The organism is Xaviernesmea oryzae (assembly GCF_900109605.1).
Lineage (GTDB): Bacteria > Pseudomonadota > Alphaproteobacteria > Rhizobiales > Rhizobiaceae > Xaviernesmea > Xaviernesmea oryzae.
This window is the reverse complement of the sequence record NZ_FOAM01000018.1, coordinates 1-22,507: the sequence shown is the minus strand read 5'-3', so window position 1 is coordinate 22,507 and position 22,507 is coordinate 1. Positions and strand designations below refer to the sequence as shown.

Annotated in this window: 19 protein-coding genes and 1 pseudogene; 3 read left to right on the top strand and 17 right to left on the bottom strand. The window is 62.4% G+C overall.

The window, feature by feature from the left end:
* Nucleotides 1–344 precede the first annotated feature (344 nt).
* Complete coding sequence (locus tag BMX61_RS19505) at nt 345–494, top strand: DUF1127 domain-containing protein (RefSeq protein ID WP_075629622.1); 150 nt, start codon at nt 345–347, stop codon at nt 492–494.
* Between the two features lie 363 nt (nt 495–857).
* Here the strand turns inward: BMX61_RS19505 and BMX61_RS19500 are convergent, their stop codons facing one another.
* The 7 genes from BMX61_RS19500 to BMX61_RS19470 form a co-directional block, all read right to left on the bottom strand.
* Nucleotides 858–1,286: an OsmC family protein gene (locus tag BMX61_RS19500; RefSeq protein WP_075629621.1), complete on the bottom strand. Its 429-nt coding sequence runs from the start codon at nt 1,284–1,286 to the stop codon at nt 858–860.
* Nucleotides 1,287–1,519: 233 nt separating this feature from the next.
* Nucleotides 1,520–2,743: a diguanylate cyclase domain-containing protein gene (locus BMX61_RS25405; RefSeq protein WP_139198963.1), complete on the bottom strand. Its 1,224-nt coding sequence runs from the start codon at nt 2,741–2,743 to the stop codon at nt 1,520–1,522.
* A gap of 106 nt (nt 2,744–2,849) precedes the next feature.
* Nucleotides 2,850–3,629 (bottom strand): ABC transporter ATP-binding protein, encoded by a 780-nt coding sequence (locus BMX61_RS19490; RefSeq protein ID WP_234794749.1) that lies wholly within the window; start codon nt 3,627–3,629, stop codon nt 2,850–2,852.
* Nucleotides 3,626–4,438, bottom strand: a complete 813-nt coding sequence (locus BMX61_RS19485; RefSeq protein WP_075629619.1) for an ATP-binding cassette domain-containing protein — start codon at nt 4,436–4,438, stop codon at nt 3,626–3,628. Before BMX61_RS19485 ends, BMX61_RS19490 begins: the two co-directional genes overlap by 4 nt.
* Nucleotides 4,435–5,289 (bottom strand): ABC transporter permease, encoded by an 855-nt coding sequence (locus BMX61_RS19480; RefSeq protein ID WP_075629618.1) that lies wholly within the window; start codon nt 5,287–5,289, stop codon nt 4,435–4,437. The genes BMX61_RS19485 and BMX61_RS19480 overlap by 4 nt, the downstream gene beginning before the upstream one ends.
* Nucleotides 5,286–6,251 (bottom strand): ABC transporter permease, encoded by a 966-nt coding sequence (locus BMX61_RS19475; protein WP_075629617.1) that lies wholly within the window; start codon nt 6,249–6,251, stop codon nt 5,286–5,288. Before BMX61_RS19475 ends, BMX61_RS19480 begins: the two co-directional genes overlap by 4 nt.
* A 79-nt stretch (nt 6,252–6,330) precedes the next feature.
* Nucleotides 6,331–7,812, bottom strand: coding sequence for an ABC transporter substrate-binding protein (locus tag BMX61_RS19470; protein ID WP_075629898.1), 1,482 nt, complete (start codon nt 7,810–7,812; stop codon nt 6,331–6,333).
* Nucleotides 7,813–8,057: 245 nt separating this feature from the next.
* On the opposite strand from BMX61_RS19470, the gene BMX61_RS19465 reads away from it, so the two are divergent.
* Nucleotides 8,058–9,284, top strand: coding sequence for a M24 family metallopeptidase (locus BMX61_RS19465; RefSeq protein WP_075629616.1), 1,227 nt, complete (start codon nt 8,058–8,060; stop codon nt 9,282–9,284).
* 75 nt (nt 9,285–9,359) lie between these two features.
* On the opposite strand, the gene derI is transcribed toward BMX61_RS19465, so the two are convergent.
* From derI to BMX61_RS19450, 3 genes are all read right to left on the bottom strand, one after another.
* Complete coding sequence (gene derI / locus BMX61_RS19460; protein ID WP_075629615.1) at nt 9,360–9,815, bottom strand: D-erythrulose-4-phosphate isomerase; 456 nt, start codon at nt 9,813–9,815, stop codon at nt 9,360–9,362.
* 107 nt (nt 9,816–9,922) lie between these two features.
* A complete protein-coding gene (locus tag BMX61_RS19455; protein ID WP_075629614.1) occupies nt 9,923–10,705 on the bottom strand; it encodes a triose-phosphate isomerase in 783 nt (260 codons plus the stop codon).
* Between the two features lie 249 nt (nt 10,706–10,954).
* A complete protein-coding gene (locus BMX61_RS19450; RefSeq protein WP_075629613.1) occupies nt 10,955–11,749 on the bottom strand; it encodes a DeoR/GlpR family DNA-binding transcription regulator in 795 nt (264 codons plus the stop codon).
* A 436-nt stretch (nt 11,750–12,185) separates the two neighbouring features.
* Here BMX61_RS19450 and BMX61_RS19445 point away from each other — a divergent pair, with 436 nt between their 5' ends.
* Nucleotides 12,186–13,442, top strand: a complete 1,257-nt coding sequence (locus BMX61_RS19445; protein WP_083639627.1) for a GlxA family transcriptional regulator — start codon at nt 12,186–12,188, stop codon at nt 13,440–13,442.
* Nucleotides 13,443–13,504: 62 nt separating this feature from the next.
* On the opposite strand, the pseudogene BMX61_RS19440 reads toward BMX61_RS19445, so the two are convergent.
* From BMX61_RS19440 to BMX61_RS24810, 7 genes and pseudogenes are all read right to left on the bottom strand, one after another.
* A pseudogene (locus BMX61_RS19440) lies at nt 13,505–14,587 on the bottom strand (ABC transporter ATP-binding protein).
* A 10-nt stretch (nt 14,588–14,597) separates the two neighbouring features.
* The gene (locus tag BMX61_RS19435) at nt 14,598–16,847 is read right to left on the bottom strand and encodes a glycoside hydrolase family 2 protein (RefSeq protein WP_075629612.1); all 2,250 of its coding nucleotides are present in this window, start codon (nt 16,845–16,847) and stop codon (nt 14,598–14,600) included.
* Between the two features lie 10 nt (nt 16,848–16,857).
* Nucleotides 16,858–17,715, bottom strand: a complete 858-nt coding sequence (locus BMX61_RS19430) for a carbohydrate ABC transporter permease (protein WP_234794748.1) — start codon at nt 17,713–17,715, stop codon at nt 16,858–16,860.
* Nucleotides 17,712–18,623 (bottom strand): carbohydrate ABC transporter permease, encoded by a 912-nt coding sequence (locus BMX61_RS19425; protein ID WP_075629611.1) that lies wholly within the window; start codon nt 18,621–18,623, stop codon nt 17,712–17,714. Before BMX61_RS19425 ends, BMX61_RS19430 begins: the two co-directional genes overlap by 4 nt.
* A 348-nt stretch (nt 18,624–18,971) precedes the next feature.
* Nucleotides 18,972–20,243: an ABC transporter substrate-binding protein gene (locus BMX61_RS19420; protein ID WP_075629610.1), complete on the bottom strand. Its 1,272-nt coding sequence runs from the start codon at nt 20,241–20,243 to the stop codon at nt 18,972–18,974.
* Between the two features lie 238 nt (nt 20,244–20,481).
* Nucleotides 20,482–21,528 (bottom strand): LacI family DNA-binding transcriptional regulator, encoded by a 1,047-nt coding sequence (locus tag BMX61_RS19415; RefSeq protein ID WP_075629609.1) that lies wholly within the window; start codon nt 21,526–21,528, stop codon nt 20,482–20,484.
* A gap of 551 nt (nt 21,529–22,079) precedes the next feature.
* Nucleotides 22,080–22,507: hypothetical protein (locus BMX61_RS24810; RefSeq protein ID WP_170854983.1), on the bottom strand; the 428-nt coding region annotated here is incomplete at its 5' end.

Genomic DNA, 22,507 nt, shown 5'->3' with positions numbered 1-22,507 from the left:
TTTTCTGACGCTATTATGACAGCGGCAGTGGCCATTCGGATCGCCTGAGGGGCTTGCTCCCTCGGCTGACCCATGCCGAGCTTACCCGGTGCTTAACGCCGGGCGCGCCGATCCATGCGCTGAGCGCAGGGGTGCCTTGAGGCATCAGCGCTGGTTTCTGGCAGGTTCAAACGATTATATTGCCTTCATCGAACAGGCCGGAGCGGGCCAGCTGGTCGAGAGGGAAACCTCCGGCAGCCCTTCGAAAGAAGGAGAGACGCTCTGGTCGATGAAGGGGCCGCGAACGGCTCCACCTCAAGGGGATGGCCAAGGGGCCGGACCCGGATTGTGACCAGGAGACCGCCATGAACCTCACCCGCTCTTTTTCCGCTTGGCGCCAGTATCGCCAGACCGTCAGCGAACTCGGCCGCATGAGCAACCGCGAGCTGCACGATCTCGGCATCGACCGCACCGACATCCGCGTCGTCGCTCGCGCTGCCGTCAACAAGCGCTAAATCCTGCGCCGCGAGACCGTAGAGCGGTCTTGCGGTAGGCAAAGAAGCAATGAACGCCAAACTTGAAGCCAGTGCGCGGTGTTTTTGATTTCGCGCACGGTTTCAAGCAGCTGGTTTAAGCGGTTTTGCCGAGCTTGAGTGACGCTCGGCATCATCACAGCCGAAAGCTTAAAAACGCCCGTCCGCAGATCCTGCGGGCGGGCGTTGCTGTTTCTGTGGACTGGCTATCGAGCCGGGAATGGAATTGCGCACCAAGGAAGTCCTGGTGTTCGAAACGCCGCGTGGTCACAAGGGCCGGACGCCAGTGATAGGCGACGATGCTTCGGCAATGGGCGTCAGAGCCTTCCCACCCCTGCCTCTGCGTCACTCCTCAAGCGTGAGCGCAAAGCCGGGATTGGCCTTCATCGTGTTGCTGACGGTGCATATGCCGTCTTCGGCCATATGCGCAATCGCCGCGCGGGTCTGCTGATCCAGATCGCCGGTGATGCGCATCGTGATCTCGAAGCGCAGGACGCGCGAGGGTTCGTCGGGCGCCTTAACGCCCGTCACGGCCGCCTCCACGCCCTCCAACCGATCGAGAACGCCGAGCTTGCCGGCCGCGATGCGCGCACTCATGGCAAGGCAGGCCGAGAGCGAGGCATAGAGGAGATCGATCGGATTGAAGCCCGGTTGGCTCGCGCCGGTGACGATGTCGATTTCACCGCCGGTGGCCGAGACGATATGAGGAAAACCGGTGCGGCCAAGTGTCGATGTGGCGCCTGTCGGCCGAACGCGGGGTGTCGTCTCTGCCATGGTGAGAGGCCTCCAGACCTCTTATGACGCCCGTGGAATCGAGCGACTACATGATATCTACTCTCGTTTCATAGGCGTGCCGAGCCCAGCCAGGACAGATGAGCCAGATATTGGAATTCTTTGCCTTGGTCCGGCAAGAGCCAACCTCACATTCCAATGCATGGTTTTGAAAAGGGCGAGCGAACGTTCGATCACGCTCGTCTGGTGTGGAGATTTGGTCTTCTCTCCGTAATTTAATGATACGCAGCACAAGGTTGAGTATCGGCCGCTGCATGTGCCGGCGATGAATCGCACGACGCCGCCTCTCTCGTTGGAGAGGCTGCGGGCTTGGTGGAATTTTGATGCGCTGCATCCTGTGTGGCCGCACCATGATATTCCACGCCGCCGCCGCGTCGCTTGGCGATATAGGAGGCCGCATCCGCCTGCCGGATCATGGTTTCGCGATCCGCAGTCGCGCCTGGCGCGATCGCATAGCCAATGCTGACGCCAATGCGGACCAGCCGTCCATCGAGATCATAGGGCTCAGTCAGATTGGCGAACAAGCGGTAGGCGAGGCGCTCAGCCTCCCTTTCGTCCGATAGGCCGGGCTGCAGCACCATGAATTCATCGCCGCCGACGCGCGCGGCCATGACGCCCTCAGGGAGGATGGCCCGCAAGCGATCGGCGATTGCCTCAAGCAGACGATCGCCGATCTGATGACCATAAGCGTCATTGACCAGCTTGAACCCGTCGACATCAAAGCAATGCAGTGCAATGGCTCGATCCGAGGGCCACGCGCGATTGTCGGAGGCCTCGCGGATTGCAAGCCGGTTTGGCAGGCGCGTCAAGCTGTCTCGCTGCGCCAAGGCCGCCATGTCATGCTTCAACCCGATCTGGCGCTTTGCCGTGCGATAAACATGCACGACGCTTTGCATGCCTGCGAGAATGAAGGCCAGGAAGGTCGCCGCCAAGATAAGATGCGGCCGGTCACCGGCCAGGACACAGGCCGCGATCGGTGGGAAACCCACTGTAATGACCGCCGAAGCCGCAATCGCGGGCCGGACGGAAACGCGCGTGATCACGCCGGCCGCATAGCCGAAGATCAAGACGGTGGCGAGCATCTGGAGGGAAAGATCTGGTGCGAGGAAGATCATCGTCGCCAGGGTGCTGATTCCGGCGGCCATGGCCAAGGTCAGCGCGCCATGCATCATCTCCCATCGGAGCGATTCGGAGGAGAGCACGTGTCCCGTCTTGTTTCGCTGCCTGTGCAGGATCATGACGGCAACCTTCAGAAACGACATCACCGTCGTTACGATCGTTGCCTCAAGGATCAACGGCCGTGCCAGCGAAGCGGCAGAAAACACACCGATTATCAGCGTGATCGCGCCCAAAATGCTGGTTGGGATGATGGAATAGGCGAGCTCAGCCACCAACTCCCTGCGCACAGCATCGGATTCGCTTTTCAACAAACGGATCAAGGATGAAGCCCCGACAATCTCTGGTAAGCCCGGACTTTAGGTCAGCAACCCTTTCGATTTGTTTGATTTTGCAAAATTAGATGTCGTTGTGTGATCGAAACAGCGTTTACCGTGCCGCCGGCATGCGCGGAATGCTCGCGAGCAGCCGTCGGCTATAGGGATGCTGCGGGTTCGCCAGGATCTCGCGTGTTCGCCCGCTTTCGACGATCCGGCCGTGCTCGAGAATGATCGTCCTGCTGCACAGGGCCGCCACCAGCCCGATATCATGCGAGACGATGATGAAGGTGATGTGGGCCGAAAGCTGCTGCAGCAGCGCGACGATGCGGATCCGCGTCGACAGATCGAGCGCACTGACCACTTCATCCGCCAGGATCACCTCCGGCTGCGAAACGATGGCGCGGGCTATGGCGATGCGCTGGCGCTGGCCGCCTGAAAAGGCGTGCGGCCTGCGCCAGGCCGCATCAGCCGGCAGGTCCACGGCTTGCAGGGCCTTTGCAACTGCGGTGTCGATATCGCCGTCGATCTTCAGCGCGCGCAACGGCTCGGCGATAATGTCCCTCACGCGCTGGCGCGGGTCGAGCGAGGAATAGGGGTCCTGAAACACGGCCTGCACGCGGCGGCGAAAGGTGCGCATGCCGTGCCGGTTGCCGGGGTCCAGCACCTGTCCGCTTGCCAAGATTTCACCTGTGCTCGGCCGGGCGAGGCCGAGCAGGAGCTTCAGCAGCGTGGTCTTGCCGGAACCGGATTCGCCGACGATGCCAAGGCTTTCGGCTCGCTCCACACGAAGATTGATGCCGCTCAGAACCTGAGGGCCGCGCGGATAGGTGAAGGACAGGTCGCGGACATCGAACAGCGCTGCATCATGCGGCTGGGCATTCGGCATCATCTCGGTATCTCCAGCGCGTCGTCGAAGCTGCGCGCCGCGGCCATCAGGCTTTTGGTATAGGCATGGGCCGGCTTGGCAAAGACTTGGCTTACGGTGCCTTCTTCGACAATAGCGCCCTGACGCATGACGATGACGCGCTCGGCGATGCCCGCAACCACGGGCAGATCATGGCTGATGAACAGCAAGGCCATGTTCCGGGCTGTGACGAGATCGCGCAGCAAAGTCAGGATTTCCGCCTGCGTGGTTACGTCGAGCGCCGTCGTCGGTTCGTCGGCGATCAGAAGCTGTGGTTCGCAGGCGAGCGCCATGGCGATGGCGACGCGCTGTCGCTGGCCGCCGGATATTTCATGCGGGAAGGAGCGCACCAGCCGGTCTGGATGCGGAAGAGAGACCTGCCGCACGAGGTCGAGCACTGCCCGTTCGACACTTCTTCGGTCCATGCTATGCCGGTTACGCCGCGCATGGCGGCGCACCACTTCGGCCAGCTGGCGACCGATGGGCATGAGAGGATCGAGCGCAGTCAGCGGCTCCTGAAAGACCATTGCGGCCACTTCGCCGCGCAGTTTGGCCAAGGCACTATCCGCCGCGCCGACCACTTGATGGCCGCCAAGCCTAATCGAGCCCGAGGGCACAAGTCCCTCGGCCAGAAGGCCGACCGATGCCAGTGCGGTCAAGGATTTGCCGGAGCCGGATTCGCCGATCAGGCCGACACGCTCGCCCGGCGCCACGCGCAGGCTGATTTCCTCGACAAGGCGGCGCGCGCCCGAGGTGATCGACAGCCGGTCGATGTCGAGAACAAGCGCGCTCATGCGGACCTCCGCGCGGGATCTGACAGGTCTCGCAGGCCATCGGCCAAGAGATTGATGCCGATCACCAGCGCAACCAGCGCCAGCCCCGGCGCGATGGCGCCAAGCGGCGCGGTCTGGACCGTTGCCTGCGCCTCCTGCAACAACCGCCCCCAGGAGGCGTTCGGCGGCGGTGTGCCGAGGCCGAGATAGGAGAGCGAGGCTTCGGCAATCACCGCCAGGCCGAACTGCAGCGCCAGATTGACCATCAGCGTCGGCCAGATATTCGGCAGCACGTGGCGAAAGACGATCGACAGCCAGGAGGATCCCGAGATCCGCGCGGCGGTGATATAGTCGAGCGCCAGAACGCGCTTGCCAAGAATTCGGGTGAGACGGGCGACGATCGCGGAGTTGGCAACGCCGATTGCCAGCGTTGCCGTCCAGAGGCTGGCGCCATCGCTGGAGGCGACGATCAGCATGGCGATCAGCAGCGTAGGAAATGCGATGAGAATGTCGAGGCCGGCGGCGAAGACATCGTCCAGCGTGCGTGCGGCAAAAGCTGCGGCAAGACCGATCGTCACCCCGATCAGCCCGCCGATCAGGATTGCGCCGCAGCCGACGGTGAGCGCGATGCGGGCGCCGATCATGATCAGCGTGAAGAGATCGCGTCCCAGCCGGTCCGTGCCGGCAAGGTGGATGAGCGAGGGCGCTTCCAGCCTTTGACCGGCGAGGGCAGAAGGGTCGTAAGGCGTCCAAACCAGCGTCATCAGGGCGATGACAAGTTGCAGGCCGACGATGAAAAGCCCGACCAAGAGTGCGCGCGGTAGGGGACCGCGTGTCCTGGTCGTCGCGGGGAGGGAAACCAGGTCGCTCATGGCCGGCTGCCGATCACGCCGCGCAGCCTGGGATCGACCAGCCGCTGCAGGATATCGGCCGCGAAGCCGACGAGGAGCACCAGCAGCGTCGAGATGAAGAGAACGGCCTGCACTGTGGGATAATCGCGCTGCTCGATGCCCAAAAGCAGCATGGAGCCGAGGCCCGGAAGTGAGAAGACCCGTTCCACCACTACGGCGCCGAGAAGGGTGGAGGCGAGCTCGATGCCGAGAATGGAGATTACCGGAACCGCGCCATTGCGGATGCCGTGGCGCACCAGCGCCTCGCTGAAGCTAGCGCCGAGCGCGCGGGCCGTGCGCAGATAGTCGCTGCCGAGCACATCGAGCGTCGCGGCGCGCACATAGCGGATCAGCGAAGCGGCCATGACGAGCGCCACGGTGACGATGGGCAGGATGAGCGCGGTAATCGCGGCCTCTGGTCTCTGCCAGCCGCGCGCCGGAAAGCCGCCGGAGGGCAGAAGCCGCAGCTGAACTGCGAAAAGCGTGACCAGAAGGATGCCGATCCAGAAGACCGGCACAGCGATGCCGAGCTGCGACACAACGGCAATCAGACCGCCATACCACCGCGCCTTCCGGACGGCGGCGATGATACCGAGCGGCACGGCGAGCACCACCGCGAGCAGGAAGGCGCCAAGCGTCAGCGGCACCGTGACCGACAGCCGCGCGCCGATTTCCGGAAGCACAGGCGTTCGACTGATGAAGGAATTGCCGAAATCGAAACGCATCAGCCCGCCGGCGAACTGGATGAATTGCTGCGGCAGGGGAAGATCGGAGCCGACCTGCCGGCGTGCAGCTTCGATCTGCTCGGGATCGGCCCCGATCGAGACCAGCGCATTGGCCGGATCACCGGGCAGCAGGCGCAGAAGCAGGAAAAGGACCGCCGATGCGACCAGGATGGAGACCGCCAGAATGATCAGCCGGCGCAGAACGTAAGAGAAAATCATCGCCTCCCGAAAAACAGGCAACCCGCCCGAAAGCTCGGGCGGGTGTCGATGGGCCAAAGGGCAGCTTGGGATTGAGGTCTCAATCCGCCTTTTTGATGCCTGACACGTAGAACTGGGCGTTCAGGCCGTTCAGCGGATAGCCCGTGACCGATTTCGCCGAGACGACGATCTGCGGATAGAGATAGAGCCAGTTGCTGGCTGCGTCTTCGGCAATGATCTCATTGGCCTTCTTGAGCTTCGCCGTCTGTTCGTCGGTCGTTGTGCTGGCTTCCGCCTGCTTGATCAAGTCAACGACCTCTGGATTGTTGTAGCCCCAATAGAAATCCGGATTGCCGTAGAAGACGATGTCACGGTGGTTCACGTGTTCCTGCAGGGTCGCCTGGAAATCATGCGCCTTGTAGACCTTCGTGTACCACTCATTGGCGGTGATGATGTTGATCTTCACCTTGACGCCGACCTTCGCCAGCTCGCTTTGCAGAAACTGCGCGGCGATCGGATGCGGGTCGTAATTCGGCGTATCGAGCGTGAAGCTAAAGCCATCGGGATAGCCCGCTTCCTTCAACAGTGCTTTGGCGCTTTCGGGATCGTACGCGTCCGTTTTCGTCAGATCCACATACCAGGGGTCTGTCGGCGGAACGAAGGAGCCGATCAGCGTGCCGTAATCACCCCAGACCGCCTTCAGCAGCTTCGCATCGTCGACCGCGCGCGCCAAGGCCTTGCGCACCTTCACATTGTCGAAGGGGGCCACGCGGTCGTTATAGGCAAGCAGGAGCTTGGTGGTGGACTTGCCCTCGGCGACCGTGAAGTCCTTGTTGTCCTTGAACTGCGCGAGCGAGTCCGGGCTCTGCACGGAGGTGATGATGTCCACGGCACCGGTCAGAAGCGCGTTGTTGAGCGCCGTTGCCTCGGTGAAATAGTGGAAGACCACATCGCCATTCGAGGGCTTGGCGCCCCAATAGCCATCGAAGCGGGCCAGCGCCAGCGCCGAGCCGCGCCGCCAGCTGGCGAGCTTGTACGGACCTGTACCGTCTTCCTTCGAGGTCAGATCCTTCGCTGTCTCGCTGACGATTGACACATAGCTGAGATTGTAGGGCAGCGAGATCGACCGGCTCGACAGCTTGATGACGACGGTCGAATCATCAGGCGTTTCGATGGAGGTGATCGGCTTCAGGCTGTTCTTGCGCGAGCTTTTGGAATCCGCCGAGGTGACGCGCTCGATCGAGAATTTTACATCCTTCGAGGTCAGTGCCTTGCCTGAGTGGAATGTCACGCCCGGCTGCAGGGCGAACGTGTAGGTCAGCCCGTCCTCGCTGATTTTGGTGTCCTTGGCCAGTGCCGGCTGCACCGTGCCGTCATCGGCCAGGCTGAACAGTGCTTCGTAGACATTGCCGTTGAAAGCCTCGTTCAAGCCCTGGCCGGCGCCCGCCGTGTTGTCCAGATTCTGCGGCTCGTAGAGCGAGCCGATATTGATGGTGGCATCCGGATCGAAATCCGCGGCCGCCGCTTGGCCGCCCGCCAGCGTCACCAGCATCATGGCCGTCGCCATGGCTGCCGCCTTCATGCCCTTGCCCAAGATTTCGCCGCCCCGCAAATTGCTCATCCATGCCACCTTTTCACATATGGCCTTTCGGCCTTTCAGCAAGCGAGCATAGAGCTTCGGCCAATCTCAGGAAGGGCGTCTGCCAAGATTTTGCCGCACGAGAAGGAAATCTCCTACGCTTTGAGAGCGCCTTCTTGAAAATTTTTTTCACGCTTTGCATCATTATACCTATACGGCTAAGCCTTTGAAAAAAGGAGTTCGAGAGCATGAGCGAGATCGATCGTGGGCACGCACAGCGGCTGATGCAGGCAGAAGGACTCGACGCGCTGGTCCTGTTTCAGCCCGAGGCCTTTCGATATGCCATCGGTGCGCCGGCCGGCGTGGCAACCATGTGGGGGCGGGCCGGAGCGGCGATTGCGCTGGTGCCGGCCGATCCGGGCGAAAAGCTCGCCGCCATTGCCAGCGATCACGCGGCTCCCACCATTGCCCGCATGGCGCCTGAGGTCGATCTTCGAACGCATCGCATCTGGATCGACCAGATCGATCTTGGCGCCGTGACCAGCCTGGACGAGATCAACGCTGCCTATCCAGACGAAAGCGCACGGACGCCCCGCCCCGAGACCTTTGATCGCGACACCTGCTTCGCCCTGCTGTTCGATCTGCTGCGCGCGCGCGGCCTTGATCGCGCGCGCATAGGCGTCGATCTCGATTTTATGCCGGCCGCCGATTTCGCCGCGCTGACAAAAGCAGTGCCATCGCCAATCTGGACGGATGGCTCGCTTTGCCTGCGGCGGCTGCGTGCGGTGAAGAACCCGGGCGAAATCCTGCGGCTGCGCCAGGCCTCCGCCGCCGCCGAAGCCGGGCTGATCCGTATGGCACAGGCCGTCTCGGATGGCGTGGAGAGCGCGGCTCTTTCCGCGGCCTGGAAGACCGGCGCGGCCGAGGCTGCGGCGCAGGGTGGCTTTTCGCTCAGCGGCACCTGGGATTACATCTCCGTCGGCCCGGATCTCAATGATCTCAAGGCCCGCGTTGAGCGCGGCGCGCTGATCAAGGCGGATGTGGGCACGCTGGTAGATGGCTATTCCTCCGACGGCGCACGCAGCTATTGCTTCGGTTCGCCGTCGCCAGTGGCGCTGTCCGTTTTCGGCGCGCTGGAAGAGGCCTTCGAGGCGGGCGTTGCCGCGCTGCGGCCGGGGATGCGCTTCAAGGATGTTCACGCCACGATGCAGGCGGCCGTGCGCCGGCAGGGGCTCAGCCGCTATGATCGCGGACATTTCGGTCACTCGGTCGGTGCCGCCGTCGGTATCGAGGAATGGCCGTTCTTCTCGGCTGATAGCACCGAAGTGCTGGCGCCGAACATGGTCGTCGCGCTGGAAGCGCCCTTCTACGGACAAGGGCTGGGCGCGCTGATGATCGAGGACATGTTCCTCATCACCCAGACCGGGGCGGAACGGATCAGCACGCTTCCGCGAGGCCTTCTCGTGCTCGGCTAGGCTGATGTCCTTCATGCCGAGGAAGACGGCGGTGTCCGTGCGTCGAGCGCCGCCGTCATTCGGTGTCAGGCCCGATCAGGCCTTGTGATACTTGGCGTCGACCTGGTTGATCGCGTCGACATTGCCGGCCGAGCGGCCGTTTTCGTCGAAGCTATTTGCGAGGTAGGTGTCGGCGATGGCCTTGGCCACCTCGCTGCCGATCACGCGCGCACCCATGGTAATGATCTGGGCATTGTTGGACAGGGCCGCACGCTCGGCAGAATAGGTGTCATGCGTCAGCGCCGCGCGGATGCCGGGCACCTTGTTGGCGGAAATGCAAACCCCGATGCCCGTGCCGCAGACCAGGATGGCGCGATCATAGGTGCCATCGAGAACGGCCGAGGCGACGCGATCGGCAAGGCTGGCGTAGAAGGCGTCCGGTCCGGCATCGGTGCGGGAAATTTCCTGCACGTCGTGACGGTCCTTCAGATGGTCGGCAAGAATCTTGGCAAGGCCTTCGCCTGCGCTGTCTCCGGCTACTGCGATTTTCATGGTCTTATCCTCTGGCTCTATCAGGTGAAACGCTTTGCCTGGCCTTGTCGGTCCCGCACCGGCATTGGGTTTTCGATCGGGCGAGAAGGCCTTGACTTGCTTCGGGTTCAACGGGGGTGAAATGTTGCGGCGACGCGGGCGAGAATGTCGAGATAGCCTTCGATCTGCCAGGCGGATCGGCCGATGAAGAGGCCGTCGATGTCGGGGCTGGCGATCAGTTCGGCGCAGTTTTCGGGGTTGACGGAGCCGCCATAGAGACAGGGCACATGCCGGCCCAGCAGGCCGCGGGCCACAGCGGCGATTTCCGCCTGGCGTGCATTTGCATAGTCGGCCGTCGCGGGAATGCCCTTCTCGCCGATTGCCCAGACCGGCTCGTAGGCCAGCAGGATCGGCTGCACTGCTTCCTCGGGTGTCAGACCCGCCAGCGCGCCTTCCACTTCACGCCCCAGCACTTCGGCCGCCCGGCCGCTTTCGCGATCTTCCAACGTCTCGCCGATGCAGATCAGCGGAGTCAGCCCATGGCGCAGCGCGGCCTTCACCTTCTTGTTCACCGTCGCATCGGTCTCGCCGAAATGCTCGCGCCGCTCGGAATGGCCAAGCTCGACCAGATCCAGCCCGCAATCCACCAGCATCATGGGGGAGATCTCGCCCGTCCAGGCGCCGCGATCCTCCCAGTGCATGTTCTGCGCGCCGACCTTGACCGGCGTTTGCGCCAGTGCCGCCTTCACCTCACGCACGGCCGTGAAAGGCGGGATGACAAAGGGTTGGATGCGCGGATCAATCCGCGCATGTGCAGCCTTCAAGGTCTCCGCAAACGTCAGGGCCTCGCTCAGCGTCTTGTTCATCTTCCAGCTGGTGCCGATCCAGATCTGGCGTTCCGTCTGCGTCATATTCCTATCCTCCTCCTACCCGCCCGCGAGGCCGAACTGGGGCCTTGGCGCTGCGGCATGTCCGGCGCGCCACGATCTGCGCGCCCCTCTTTTCTGTCGCGAAGGCCGATGCCTGGCTCGACGCTCTCGCCTGCTGAGCAGGCGCTCGCTTCGTGACGAACCTTGCCCTGCTTTCCGCCGTCGTCGAGCTTGAGCAAAAATCCCCTGACCATCACCACGGCGGGATTCACGCCCCTTTGATAAACTCACCTAACCAGGCATTCTTGCGGCCTCTGTTCCTTCGCCCGGCGCCACACGGAGAGCGACCCCAGCCTCGGCAAGCGCTTGGGCGACATCTTCCGGCGGCGTCCGGTCAGTAATCACCGCCTCGAAGGCATCGACTCCCGCAAGCCGATGCAGCGCCGTGCGGCCGAAACGGCGGTGGTTGACGAGGAGGCAGCGCCGCCGCGCGGCCCCCATCATCGCGCGCTTGGCGCGCACCACTGCTTCGTCCATATGATAGGCCACGCCACCGGAAACGGCCGGAGCCGAAATAAAGGCGAGATCCGCCGAAAGTCCTGCCAGAGCCTCTTCCGCCAACAGGCCGAGATAGGCATTGAATTTCGCGGAATAGATCCCGCCCGGCGCCATCAGCGTGATGTCGCGCGCCGTCTTCAAGGCTTCCAGAACGGCGGCATTGTTGGTGATCACCGTTAGCGGCCGCTTTTCCACCAGCATCGTCCCAAGCAAGGCGGCCATCGAGCCGTCATTGATCATCACGCTCATGCCGGGCTCCACCTCGTCCAGCGCAGCCTTGGCAATGGCGCGCTTGGCCCCGGTTTCCTGCAATTCGCGGATGGAGAAATCACTCTCGAAGCGGGTTCCCGGCTCGATCGTCGCGCCGCCACGCACCTTGCGCAGAAGGCCAGCCTGCTCGAGATCGTCGAGATCCCGGTGCACGGTCATCCGCGAGACGAAGAAGCGTTCAGCCAGGTCGTCGAGATCGACGACCCGCTTCTCGATCAGAAGGTCGACAATCGCCTGTTTACGCTCTTCCCGCTTCATGCGTGATGTTAGGGCTCCACAAGAGGGTCACTATCCTGGGGTGAGATATAACAAATTATGTCGTGATCATCAAAGGAAATCTTGTGATTTTGTTCTCTTGCCTGTTGTGTTGTCTGTCTCGGTCGACGCGGGAGGCTGCGCCTGCAATTGCACGCATTCGAAAAGTCGAATAGGGTTGTAGAAAGCGGTAAACCTTCCGCATCGCGCGCAAGATCCGTCTGTGTTCGATTTGACTGACATCTGCCTGTGCCTTGGGCATGCGAAGCTGATGATGCCGGGCGCCTGACGCAGCGTTTTCTGCTCAACTGCGCCATCGGCATGCGTGACAAGCAGTGGCTGATAACGCCAAGCGCAACGCCGGACGCTTTCGGCGGGCGCTGATACGCGACGAGGGACGCTGGCTGGCGTCCACGCCGATCCGGGGCAGGACTGACACATGATGGAACGCACTTTCGGCGACGGCATCGACAATGCGGGTCTGGTGCCGGCGAGCGGCGCGGCTCGAACAAAACCTGTTGCGGACCCGTCGTTAGATCTGCCTGGTCTTCTCGAGACGCAACGCTCGACGCAAGAAGCGGAAGGGCGCGGCGAGGACCTGCTGTCCAGCGATGATTATGTGCAGTGGCTGGATGCGGTCTGGTCGCGTAGCTTGGTCGAACCCGGCTGTGAGCGGCCGGCGCTTGCCATCGGCCTTCTGCTCTGGCCCGGCTTTTCCACGCTCGCGCTGGCGGCCTTGCGCGAAACGCTGCTCGCCGCCTCGGCTCTGGGCGCCGGCGAGATGCGGCTGGCAATCCTTGGCGATCAACCCGGCCTGCATGCGGTCGCGGGGGATTTCACGGTGGTGACGCCGGATACCGCCTATGTTCATCCGGCCGGCTTCGACGCGGTTCTGGTTCTGGCCGGGCCTCATTCCTGGCGGCAAGCGCCGTGTCCCACCATGGCCAATTATCTGCGGATCGTCGCGACGTCGGGTGTGCTCATCGGCGCGGTCGGCGCAGGCGCTTTCGTGCTGGCGGAGGAAGGACTGCTTGCCGGGCGCCGCGTCTGCCTCGATCCGGCAGACGGTGCCGCGTTCCACGCCGCCTTCCACGGCCTCACGGTCATGGACGACGCGCATGTGCTGGAAGACGGCGGACGGGTGACGATGCGCGGCGGCCTTGCCATCCTCTCCTGGCTGATGCCGTTTATGGCAGGCCGCCTGGGCGTGGAAGCGGCAGGGAAGCTGGCTGAGGTTATCGGCCTCAACCCTTGGCCGGCGCAAGCCGATATGGCCGCGGGTGATGCGTCGTTGCAAGGGGAGGACGATGAGTCGGATGATGAAGCGGCGTCTCGTCGTACTGGCGCGGAGGTCCATAGCGAGCGCCCGTTGGCCATGGACGATCCCCGGATCGCGCGGGCGGTGGCGCTGATCGAAAGCCGCCATGGGCGCGATGTGTCGCCGAGCGAAATGGCGCGGGCTGCTGGCTTGTCCGCCCGGCAGTTTTCCCGCCTGTTTCGCTCGACGCTTGGCATGACCCCGAAGCACTTCATCCTCGAAGCCCGCTTGCGCCGGGCGCGCGTGCTGCTGGAGCAGGGGGCGCTGTCGATATCGAGCATCGGGGAGGAGACCGGCTTTGCCGACTCCGCCCACTTCACCACCGCCTTCAAGGCCCGTTATGGCAAGCCCCCGCGCCATTTCCGCCCGAAGCGCTGAGGCGTGAGGGCGCCGCTGCGCTCGACCGGTTCGCCTTGAACGAGCCGGTATTCGCGATGTGCCTAGCGGATGCGTTCGCCTGAGGCAGCAAACAGCAAGGCCTTTTGCGGATCGAAACCCGCCTCCAGAACCTGGCCGGCCTTGAGGTGGCGGCCGTTGCGGGTGGAGACGATGATGGTTTCGCCCGAGCGGGAGCGGCCATAGGCGAAGGTCTCCCCGCCCAGATGTTCGAACATGTCGATCTCGATCGGCAAGGTCTCGGCGCCGCCTTCCGTCAGATGTTCGGGCCGGATGCCCAGCCGGATCTCCGTGCCCTCGGCCGGCACCTCGCCCTTGACGGGCACGCTCAGCCGACGATCGGCGAAGCCGTCGAGCGTCACTTCGGCGGCGCCGGGCAGGCGAGCGCTCACCTGGCCGGTAAAGACATTGATCCGCGGCGCGCCGATGAAGCCGGCCACGAAGAGATTGGCGGGATCGTCATAAAGCTCCAGCGGCGCGCCGACCTGCTCGACCGCGCCGGCCCGAAGCACCACGATCTTGTCCGCCAGCGTCATCGCCTCGACCTGATCGTGGGTGACATAGATGACGGTGGTCTTCAATTCCTTGTGCAGCCGGGCGATTTCCACGCGCATGTGGACGCGCAACTCGGCATCGAGATTGGAGAGCGGCTAGTCGAACAGGAAGACGCGCGGATTGCGCACGATCGCCCGGCCAATGGCCACGCGCTGGCGCTGGCCGCCCGAAAGCGCCTTGGGCTTGCGCTCCATCAACGGCTCGAGTTCGAGAATGCGCGCGGCGGCGGCCACGCGCTTGGCGATTTCGTCCTTACCCATGCCGGCAAAACGCAGCGCAAAGCCCATATTCTCGCGCACGGTCATATGTGGATAGAGCGCATAGGACTGGAACACCATGGCGATCCCGCGCTGGGAGGGATCGACATCGTTCATCGGCTGCCCGCCGATCGTCAGCGTGCCTTCGCTGATATCCTCCAGCCCGGCGATCATCCTGAGAAGCGTGGATTTGCCGCAACCGGATGGGCCGACGAAAACCACGAACTCGCCGGCGCGAATATCGAGGTCCACGCCCTTGATCACGTCGAGAACGCCGAAGGTCTTTCTAACGCCCTGAAGCCGAACATCCGCCATGGCTTTTCCCTTACGCCTCGACCGTGAAGCTGACGGTCTGCTCGCCAAACGGCGCGCAACGCGCCGTCAACGTCAGCGTGCCCGCTTCATCGCCCGCTTCGACCCAGAGGCCGGTGACCCCGCCCTTGAAGCTTGCGAGCGCCGGCCCGATGATGCGGCCCGGGCCTTCGAGCGTCAGCGCCACCGGATCGTCGAAGAAGGGCAGGGGATTGCCGCCCTGGTCGAGTGCGCGCAGGATCACGCGCACCGCGTCTTTTTCGCCCGCCTTGAGCCTGGTGTCGTCAGGCGCCACCTCCAGCCGCGTCGGCAGGGGATCGCCCGGCAGCATCACGCGGATGACCTCCTTGCCATCGACATAGCCGGTGATCGTGCCCTCGCGCCAGACACGGCCCCAGGTGCCGAATTCCTTCGGATCGACATTGCGCTCGTCAAGGATAACAGGCGGATGCGCCAGGCCCGGATAGGTGGCGCGGTCGGGCTCGAAGCGCTTGGGCGCGGCGTCGCCGAAGGCGACCTCGACATAATCGCAATTGGTCAGAATGATCAGCGGCAGCACGCCGCCGATATTGCGCTCGCCGCGTGCCCAATAGGTCACGGGCTTCAGCACCGGCTTTTTGCGCGGATCGCCCTGAGAGGCATAGGCGTAAGCGGCAAATTTCGGCTCGCGATACATGTCGAGTACGCCGTGATAGCAGATGCGGTCGCCGGCGCCGAAATCCTTGTGCGTGTTGTAATCGGCCATGCACCAGCCGGTGCTTCCGGAAATCGTTTCCTCGCTCGCGACCTTGTCGAGGATCAGCAGGTGGCGTGTCACATGCTCGGCCTGGCGCTGCTCCTGATCGAAGCGCTTGGTCGGATACATGTGACCATTATATTCGGTGATCATATAGGGGATCGGCCGGGCGATGCCGGTCGTCTCCACCCGATCGCGCAGCACCACGCGGCCGCGATTGTTGCCCGGCATCTCCTCCTGGCCGAGGATGAAGTCGTTCATGGTGTAGACGTCTTCGAGCAGCTCGGAATTGGTGATGAAGCGCACGCCGCCGGTCTGGCGGGTCGTGTCCAGCTCATGCGCCAAGCGGTTGGTCTCGGCGTAGAAGGCGTGGTTGTCCTGGCTTTCATTGATGCGCACGCCCCAGATGATGATCGAGGGGTGGTTCCAGTCGCGCTCGATCATGCGGCGGACATTGCGGATCGATTCCTGTTGCCAGGCCTCGTCGCCGATGTGCTGCCAGCCGGGGATTTCCTCGAACACCAAGAGGCCGATCTCGTCGCAGCGATCGAGGAAGCTTTTCGCCTGCGGATAATGCGAGGTGCGCACGATGTTGCAGGCCAGCTCGAATTTCAACACGTTGGCATCGAGCTCCTGCGCGCGCCGACCGAAGGCGTAGCCGACATGCGGATAGGCCTGGTGGCGGTTGAGGCCGCGCAGCTTCAGGGGCTTGCCGTTCAAGAGGAAGCCGGTCGGGGTAAATTCAACGGTGCGGAAGCCGAAGCGGCTGGAAACCGTATCCCGTCCGGTCTCCGGTTCGAGCTCCACGGTCAGCCGATAGAGCGTCGGCGTATCGATATCCCAGAGCGACAGGCCGGTCAGGCCGTCAATCGTCACCAGCGTCTGCAGCCCGGCGACCGGCACCTCGGTCGAGGCAATGGCGGCCTCTTTCGCATCCGTCAGCGTCACCTTGATGGTCCCGGCCACGGCAACACCGTCGGCGGCCACGAGATCGACGCGGGCAGTGACGCGCTTGGTGTCGGCGAGTGCATCCGGTGTCTCGATCTTCACATTGGCAATGGAAAGCTTCGGCGTCACCTTCAGCCAGACGTCACGATAGATGCCGGCATAGCAGAGATAGTCGATCATGCCGCCAAAGGGCGGGATGGCAGGATTTTCGGAGCCGTCGATCTTCACCGTGATCAGGTTGTCGCCGGCTTTGAGATGCGGCGTCAGCCGCGCTTCGAAGGGTGTATAGCCATCGGGATGGGCGGCGACCTTTTCGCCATTGACGAAGACCTCGCTGTCGGCCATCGCACCGTCGAAGACGAGTGAAACCTCGCGGCCATCGAAACGCCCGTCATAGCTCAGCAGCTTCTGATAGGTGAAGGCCTTCTGATAGCTGGTTTCGTCGCAATAATTATAGGGCAGCTCGACCGCGCTGTGCGGCAGGCGCACGGTCTCGCCGGACTGACGCGAACCCACGGCGGCGGGATCGAAGCCCTCGCGGAAGGTCCAGCCGGCATTGAAGCTTTCCATCTGACGCATAGTCGACATCCTATTTCACAGAACCGAGCATGCCGGCCACGAACTGGCGCTGCATGACGAAGAAGACGATGAGGGTGGGCAGGGTGGCGAGAATCGTGCCGATCATCACCATGCCGAAATCGGGGTAATAGGCCGAACCGAGTGCCGAGACGACGAGGGTGATCGTCTTGGTCTCGTTGGATTGCAACACGATCAGCGGCCAGAGATAGTTGTTCCAGCTGGTCATGAAGACGATGACGAAGGCCGCCGCATAGGTGGAGCGCATCACCGGCACATAGATGAACAGGAAGATCTGCCATTCCTTCAGGCCATCGACGCGAGCGGCATCGCGCAGCTCGGTGGGGAAGGCCTTGGTCGCCTGGCGGAAATAGAAGATGATGAAGGCTGAAGCGATCGTCGGCAGCAGGATCGCCAGGTGCGTGTTGATGAGCCCGGCCTTGCCGATCATCATGAAGAGCGGGATCATCAGCGCCGCGAAGGGCACCATCAGCGTCAGCAGAACCAGCGAATAGAGCCGCTCGCGCATCTTTGACCGGAACATCTCGAAGCCGTAGCCGGCCAGCGAGGAGACTGCGATGGTCAGCACCGTCGACAGGATCGCGACCTTGAACGAATTCCACATGACCAGCGCCAGATCGACCTGGTTCATGAAATTGGTCAGGTTGATCCAGAACTGGTCGCCGAAGGCCACCTTGCCGCGGATGATGTCGCCGGAGGAATTGGTGGCGCTGATCAGCATCCAGATGAAGGGAAAGACCGACAGGAAGGCGGCAATGGACAGCGTCAGATAAAGCCCGGCGCGTGCCAGGATCCTGCGGAAGGGCAGTGCCGGTGCGCCGGCCGGTGTGGCGGTGGAAGCCATGCTCATGCCCGGTCCCTCGCGGCGTAAAATTGCAGGAAGGACAGCACCGCCACCATCACGACGATCACGTAGGAAACCGTGGCCGCATAGCCGAAGCTCGGCATGTATTTGAAGGTGAGATTGTAGATATAGAGCGACAGGGTGAGCGTCGAATCCGCCGGTCCGCCGCGCCCTTCCGTCAGCGTATAGACCTCGTCGAACAGCTGGATCGTGCCGATGGTCGAGATGATCGTGGTGAAGAGAATGACAGGCTTGAGCATGGGCACGGTGAGATGGGCAAAGCGCGCCCAGGCCGGCACACCATCGATGCGGGCGGCCTCATAGATCGATTTGTCGATGTTCTGCAGCGCGGCCAGATAGAAGATCATGTTGTAGCCGGTCCAGCGCCAGGTGATCGCGATGATCACCAGGACCTTGGCCCAGAACGGGTCCGTCAGCCAGCCGATCGGCTGATCGACCAGGCCGATCGCCATCAGCGTCGAATTGACCAGCCCATCGGCGGCGAACATGCCCTTGAACAGCACGGAATAGGCGACCAGCGAGGCGACGCAGGGCAGGAAGATCGCGGTGCGGAAGAGCCCGGCAAAGCGCAGCCGCTCGCTGTTCAGCATCGCCGCCAGCACCAGCGCCAGCAGGATCATGATCGGCACCTGCACCACGAAGAAGGTGGTGGTGTTGACCAGGGCCTTGATGAAGATCGGGTCGTTCCAGAGCCTGACGATGTTGGAGAAGCCTGCCGGCTTCAGCATCATGCCCTTGCCAGCATAGAAGGACAGAACCAGCGAGCGCAGGATCGGATAGACCAGAAACAGACCGATCAGAGCGAGCGCCGGCGCGGTGAAGAGCCAGCCATTGAGACTGGCGCTTCGGGCGCCGGCGCGGCCCCGGGAGGTCTGGGAAAAAGAGAGTGCCATGGGCGACCTCGGGCAATTCCATATAATTAGGCAGCACGTCGCAGCGTCCTCCGCAGCGGCATGATCATCCTTGGGACAATAAGCAGCGAAGGGTTTGAAGGAGCAGTGACCTGGCTGCTCATGAGCGGTTATCCTCGGCCTTGTGCCGAGGATCTACTCGCGTCAATAAGACTCGATCCTTGCCGATGCTCGGGACAGGCCCGGGCATGACCATCGGCGGGATCACGACCGCGATCACCGTGGCTCATCGCCTGGAGGACGCCAAGCGTCGACCCACACCGCGCAGATCGGGGCGATGGCGCGGCTGCCACCCCATGAAAGGAGAGGTGCCGCGCCTGACCGGGTGCCTTACTGGATCTGGCCCTGCGCCTGGGACTCGATCTCGGCCAGAACCTTGTCGACCGAGACCCCGTCCTTGGCGAGCTCCGGCAGATGGGCATTCACGGCCGCATCCACCTCGTTGGTGTAGACGCCGTAATTGACCGGAGGCACCTTGGCCAGCCAATCGGAGAAGTGCTGCCAGACCTTTTCGCCGCCGAAGAAGGGATCGGCCAGATTATAGGCTTCGCCCGTGCGGGCAGCCGTCAGAGAGCCCACGGCACCGCGCTCTGTCAGGATCTTCTGGTAGAAGCTGACATCCTTGCCGAAGATGGTGTTGAGGAAGTCGATCGCCTCGTCCTTCACCTTGGAATTCTCGGTGACATACCAGCTGGAGCCACCGAGATTGGACGCATGGGTGGCGCCCTCGACGGTCAAGGACGGAATGGGCGCAACGCCCCATTTGCCGGACTGTTCGGCCTGTGCCTTGACCGTACCGGTGATCCAGACACCGGTCGTGATGGCCGCGACGTCGCCGGAGGTGAAGCCGTTCACCCAGTCGGTCCAGCCGGACGCGGGGCGGTGGATACCGGCGCGGAACATCTTCTGCTGAACTTCGAGCGCCGCCTTCATCGCCGGGTTCTTGGCGATGTCGAGATTGCCGTCCTTGTCGAAATACCAGCGGCCAGCCGATTGCAGGAGAATGCGGGTAAAGCCGGCATCGTTGACGTCGATGCCGATCATCTTCTTGCCGGTCTTCTCCGTCACCTGCTTGCCGATCTCGATGAACCGGTCCCAGGTGATGTTTTCGAGATCGGCGGGCTTGAAGCCTGCCTGCTCCAGATAATCCTTGCGGTAGTAAAGCCCCGTCACGCCGGAATCGAAGGGCATGCCATAGACCTGCCCCTCCACCGTCATCAGCTTCACCTTATAGGGTGCGAAACCGGCATAATCGACCTTGCCGGACATGGCGGCAAAGGCGCCCGGGAAAGACTGCAGATATTTCTGCGCACCGTAATCCTCGATCAGCACGATATCGGGCAGGCCGTCAGCCGTGCCGGACGAGAGCGCTGTCTGCAGCTTCTGCTCCACGTCGGACTTGGCGAAATCGATCACGGTCACCTTGGTGTCCGGGTGATCCTTGGCATAGCGCTCCCCGGCCTCCTTCATGATCGCCACGTTGAAATTCGGGTCCCAGCACCAGACCTTGATCTCGCCGGCAAAGGCGGCGGATGCAGCCAGAAGACTGGCGCCCGCCAGCAGCACGGCGGCGCAACGCGCCCTCAGCGTTGAATGTATCATGGACGTCCCTCCAGATGTCGCTCGTTTCGGACGGCTCCAACCCCGTCCTGGCAAGGACTATTTCCGAATTTGCGCGGACGCGCAACAAAAATTTAGTAAATATTTATTGCACCTGCGAAGAGCATTTCGCAGCGTGTATGCTGCGCGCGATGTCGCGGCCTCGCGCGGCATGAAGGCGGTTTCGGTCGCTTCGAAACCACGGGCAATATTCTTGGATATCGGGGGCGTTCGTGCCGGCTCAGCCTGGCGCGCGGCAGCTTTCGCGCCAGCTCATGGCGCTGGGGATCGTCACTGTTTTTGTATAGCTGCGTCCGGCCAGGCGTTCGATCATCAGATCGACCGCCGACTCGCCAATGTACTCTCCTTGAATACGCAGGCTCGACAGCGGCGGCGTCAGAAACTGCGCGACTGGAATGTCATTGAAGGAGATGACGGCAATGTCCTCGGGAATGCGAAGCCCCGCTTCGCGGATCGCCCTGTAAGCGCCGATCGCCATATTGTCATTGGCGGTCATCACGATGTCCGGCCGCGGCTGCAGGGCAAGCACCTGCTGCGCCAATGCATAGCCCGCCTCCAGCCGCAGGTTCTGGCCATTGTTGCAGAAGTCGCCAAGCACCAGAAGCGACGGGTCGAAAAGATCGTGAGCCGTCATCCAGTCGATATAGGCGCGGCATCGCCGCTCACCGTAAAGCTGGGTCTCGCCATTCAGATGTTCGTGGCTGCCGATAAAGGCAATCCGCCGATAGCCGGCAGCTTCAAGCGCATCGAGCATATCAGCTGTCGCCCGCGGCAGATCGCAATGCACGCCGTCGAAGCGCTCGTACGGCGGCAGGAAGTCTGCAAACACCAGCGGCCGTCCTTGTGCGGCCAGCCAGTCGATCACGTCGTTCGATTGTTTGCCGATGACGATGGTGCCGGAGACGGACTGCAGCACCTGCGGATCGGCGGCCATATCCGCATGGTAAATCTTGGCGATTTCGGCCTTGATCTCCCGGCAGCGCGCTTCGATCCCCAGCCGCACGCCGATATAATAGGGGTCTGCTAGCTCTTCCGTCGATTGGAGAAAATGCACGATGGCAAAGCGTGCCAGGGGAAGGGGAGCAAGGCTCAGACTGGCTAAACCCTTCCGGCTGCGTGGGGTTGCATAATTCAGCGCCTCCGCCGTCTCGATAACCGCCTGGCGCTTGGCTGGAGAAATGGACAGCGCTGGATCGTAATTGAGCACGCGCGACACGGTCGCGGAAGAGACGCCCACAGCCTTGGCAATTTCCTTGATCGTGACCATGCATGCTCATCTGGCTTGTGCGAAATCCGGGCGGCCGCCGAATCCAGGTAAATATTTACCGGCCGCCTTATGCGGCTTCAAGCGAAAACCGTCTCCGTCAAGCTATGCGCAGCCTAAGGAGAAGATCAAGGCGATGACCGCTGTTTGAAGCTGGTGCGCGTATGGGACGCGTCGCCCAATGCATATCTGTCCGGTGGCGCGTCCTATTGGAGGGATAAGCGTCTCAGGATCCCGGCCGGCCGTAGCCCACCAGACGCCGTCTCGATCTGTGAAGGCCCTGCGGTCCCTGGAATAGCTCCCATCCTCGAACGGGACGAAACTACCGGGATAGTGGATGCAGCGACGGTTGTCCTATTTCCGCGCCCCTCCGTGACAAGGCACACATCCAGAGATGCGAGGTCGCTGCCATCGCTTGAAGAGCGAACTCGATCGCGCGCCGCCGCCGTCTTCACCTGTCCGCCCCTCATTCGTCATGCTCGGGCGTGTCCCGCGCATCTGCTGCCATGTCCGCGCGCGAGACGTCGCATGGGTGTCCCAAATCATTGCCGAGCCTATTCTCCACATTCCCTCCATTTTTCCTCCTTGCTGCTCCCATTTGTGCGCCTGTTTGGCGTCCGCTTTGGCGTGTTTGCGGGGAGGCTTGGTTGGGTGCGGGCTTGTGGACGCCATTTTTCCTGCTGCCATTTCAGCGGGTTACGCTTATCCGTCATGTTTCCTTCATTTTGAGGATTGACGTTTTTGGGTGTGGGGCCGTATAAGGCGCTCATCGAACGAGGGGTTGCGGCGCTTCTGGCGCTGGTTTTCTTCGTTTTTGTGTTTGGCCGGTTTTTTGGCTGAATGTTTTCCGACAGGATCTGCCGGATGGCGGCGTTTCTGCCTTGTTGGCCCTTGTGGCTGGTGGGGTTGATTTGGTGTCGTTTTGGGTTGGTTTTGTGTGGGTTTGAGGGCTGCTTTGCTCTCTGTTTTTTGACAATTGAAG

Excerpts from the sequence above, each read along its gene's own strand:
- BMX61_RS19425 (WP_075629611.1), bottom strand. The coding sequence starts at position 18,623 with ATGGCACTCTCTTTTTCCCAGACCTCCCGGGGCCGCGCCGGCGCCCGA.
- BMX61_RS19505 (WP_075629622.1), top strand. The coding sequence starts at position 345 with ATGAACCTCACCCGCTCTTTTTCCGCTTGGCGCCAGTATCGCCAGACC.
- BMX61_RS19415 (WP_075629609.1), bottom strand. The coding sequence starts at position 21,528 with ATGGTCACGATCAAGGAAATTGCCAAGGCTGTGGGCGTCTCTTCCGCG.
- BMX61_RS19480 (WP_075629618.1), bottom strand. The coding sequence starts at position 5,289 with ATGAGCGACCTGGTTTCCCTCCCCGCGACGACCAGGACACGCGGTCCC.
- BMX61_RS19490 (WP_234794749.1), bottom strand. The coding sequence starts at position 3,629 with ATGATGCCGAATGCCCAGCCGCATGATGCAGCGCTGTTCGATGTCCGC.
- BMX61_RS19485 (WP_075629619.1), bottom strand. The coding sequence starts at position 4,438 with ATGAGCGCGCTTGTTCTCGACATCGACCGGCTGTCGATCACCTCGGGC.
- BMX61_RS19465 (WP_075629616.1), top strand. The coding sequence starts at position 8,058 with ATGAGCGAGATCGATCGTGGGCACGCACAGCGGCTGATGCAGGCAGAA.
- derI (WP_075629615.1), bottom strand. The coding sequence starts at position 9,815 with ATGAAAATCGCAGTAGCCGGAGACAGCGCAGGCGAAGGCCTTGCCAAG.
- BMX61_RS19435 (WP_075629612.1), bottom strand. The coding sequence starts at position 16,847 with ATGCGTCAGATGGAAAGCTTCAATGCCGGCTGGACCTTCCGCGAGGGC.
- BMX61_RS19430 (WP_234794748.1), bottom strand. The coding sequence starts at position 17,715 with ATGAGCATGGCTTCCACCGCCACACCGGCCGGCGCACCGGCACTGCCC.
- BMX61_RS19420 (WP_075629610.1), bottom strand. The coding sequence starts at position 20,243 with ATGATACATTCAACGCTGAGGGCGCGTTGCGCCGCCGTGCTGCTGGCG.
- BMX61_RS19500 (WP_075629621.1), bottom strand. The coding sequence starts at position 1,286 with ATGGCAGAGACGACACCCCGCGTTCGGCCGACAGGCGCCACATCGACA.
- BMX61_RS19445 (WP_083639627.1), top strand. The coding sequence starts at position 12,186 with ATGATGGAACGCACTTTCGGCGACGGCATCGACAATGCGGGTCTGGTG.
- BMX61_RS19450 (WP_075629613.1), bottom strand. The coding sequence starts at position 11,749 with ATGAAGCGGGAAGAGCGTAAACAGGCGATTGTCGACCTTCTGATCGAG.
- BMX61_RS19455 (WP_075629614.1), bottom strand. The coding sequence starts at position 10,705 with ATGACGCAGACGGAACGCCAGATCTGGATCGGCACCAGCTGGAAGATG.
- BMX61_RS19470 (WP_075629898.1), bottom strand. The coding sequence starts at position 7,812 with ATGAAGGCGGCAGCCATGGCGACGGCCATGATGCTGGTGACGCTGGCG.
- BMX61_RS19475 (WP_075629617.1), bottom strand. The coding sequence starts at position 6,251 with ATGATTTTCTCTTACGTTCTGCGCCGGCTGATCATTCTGGCGGTCTCC.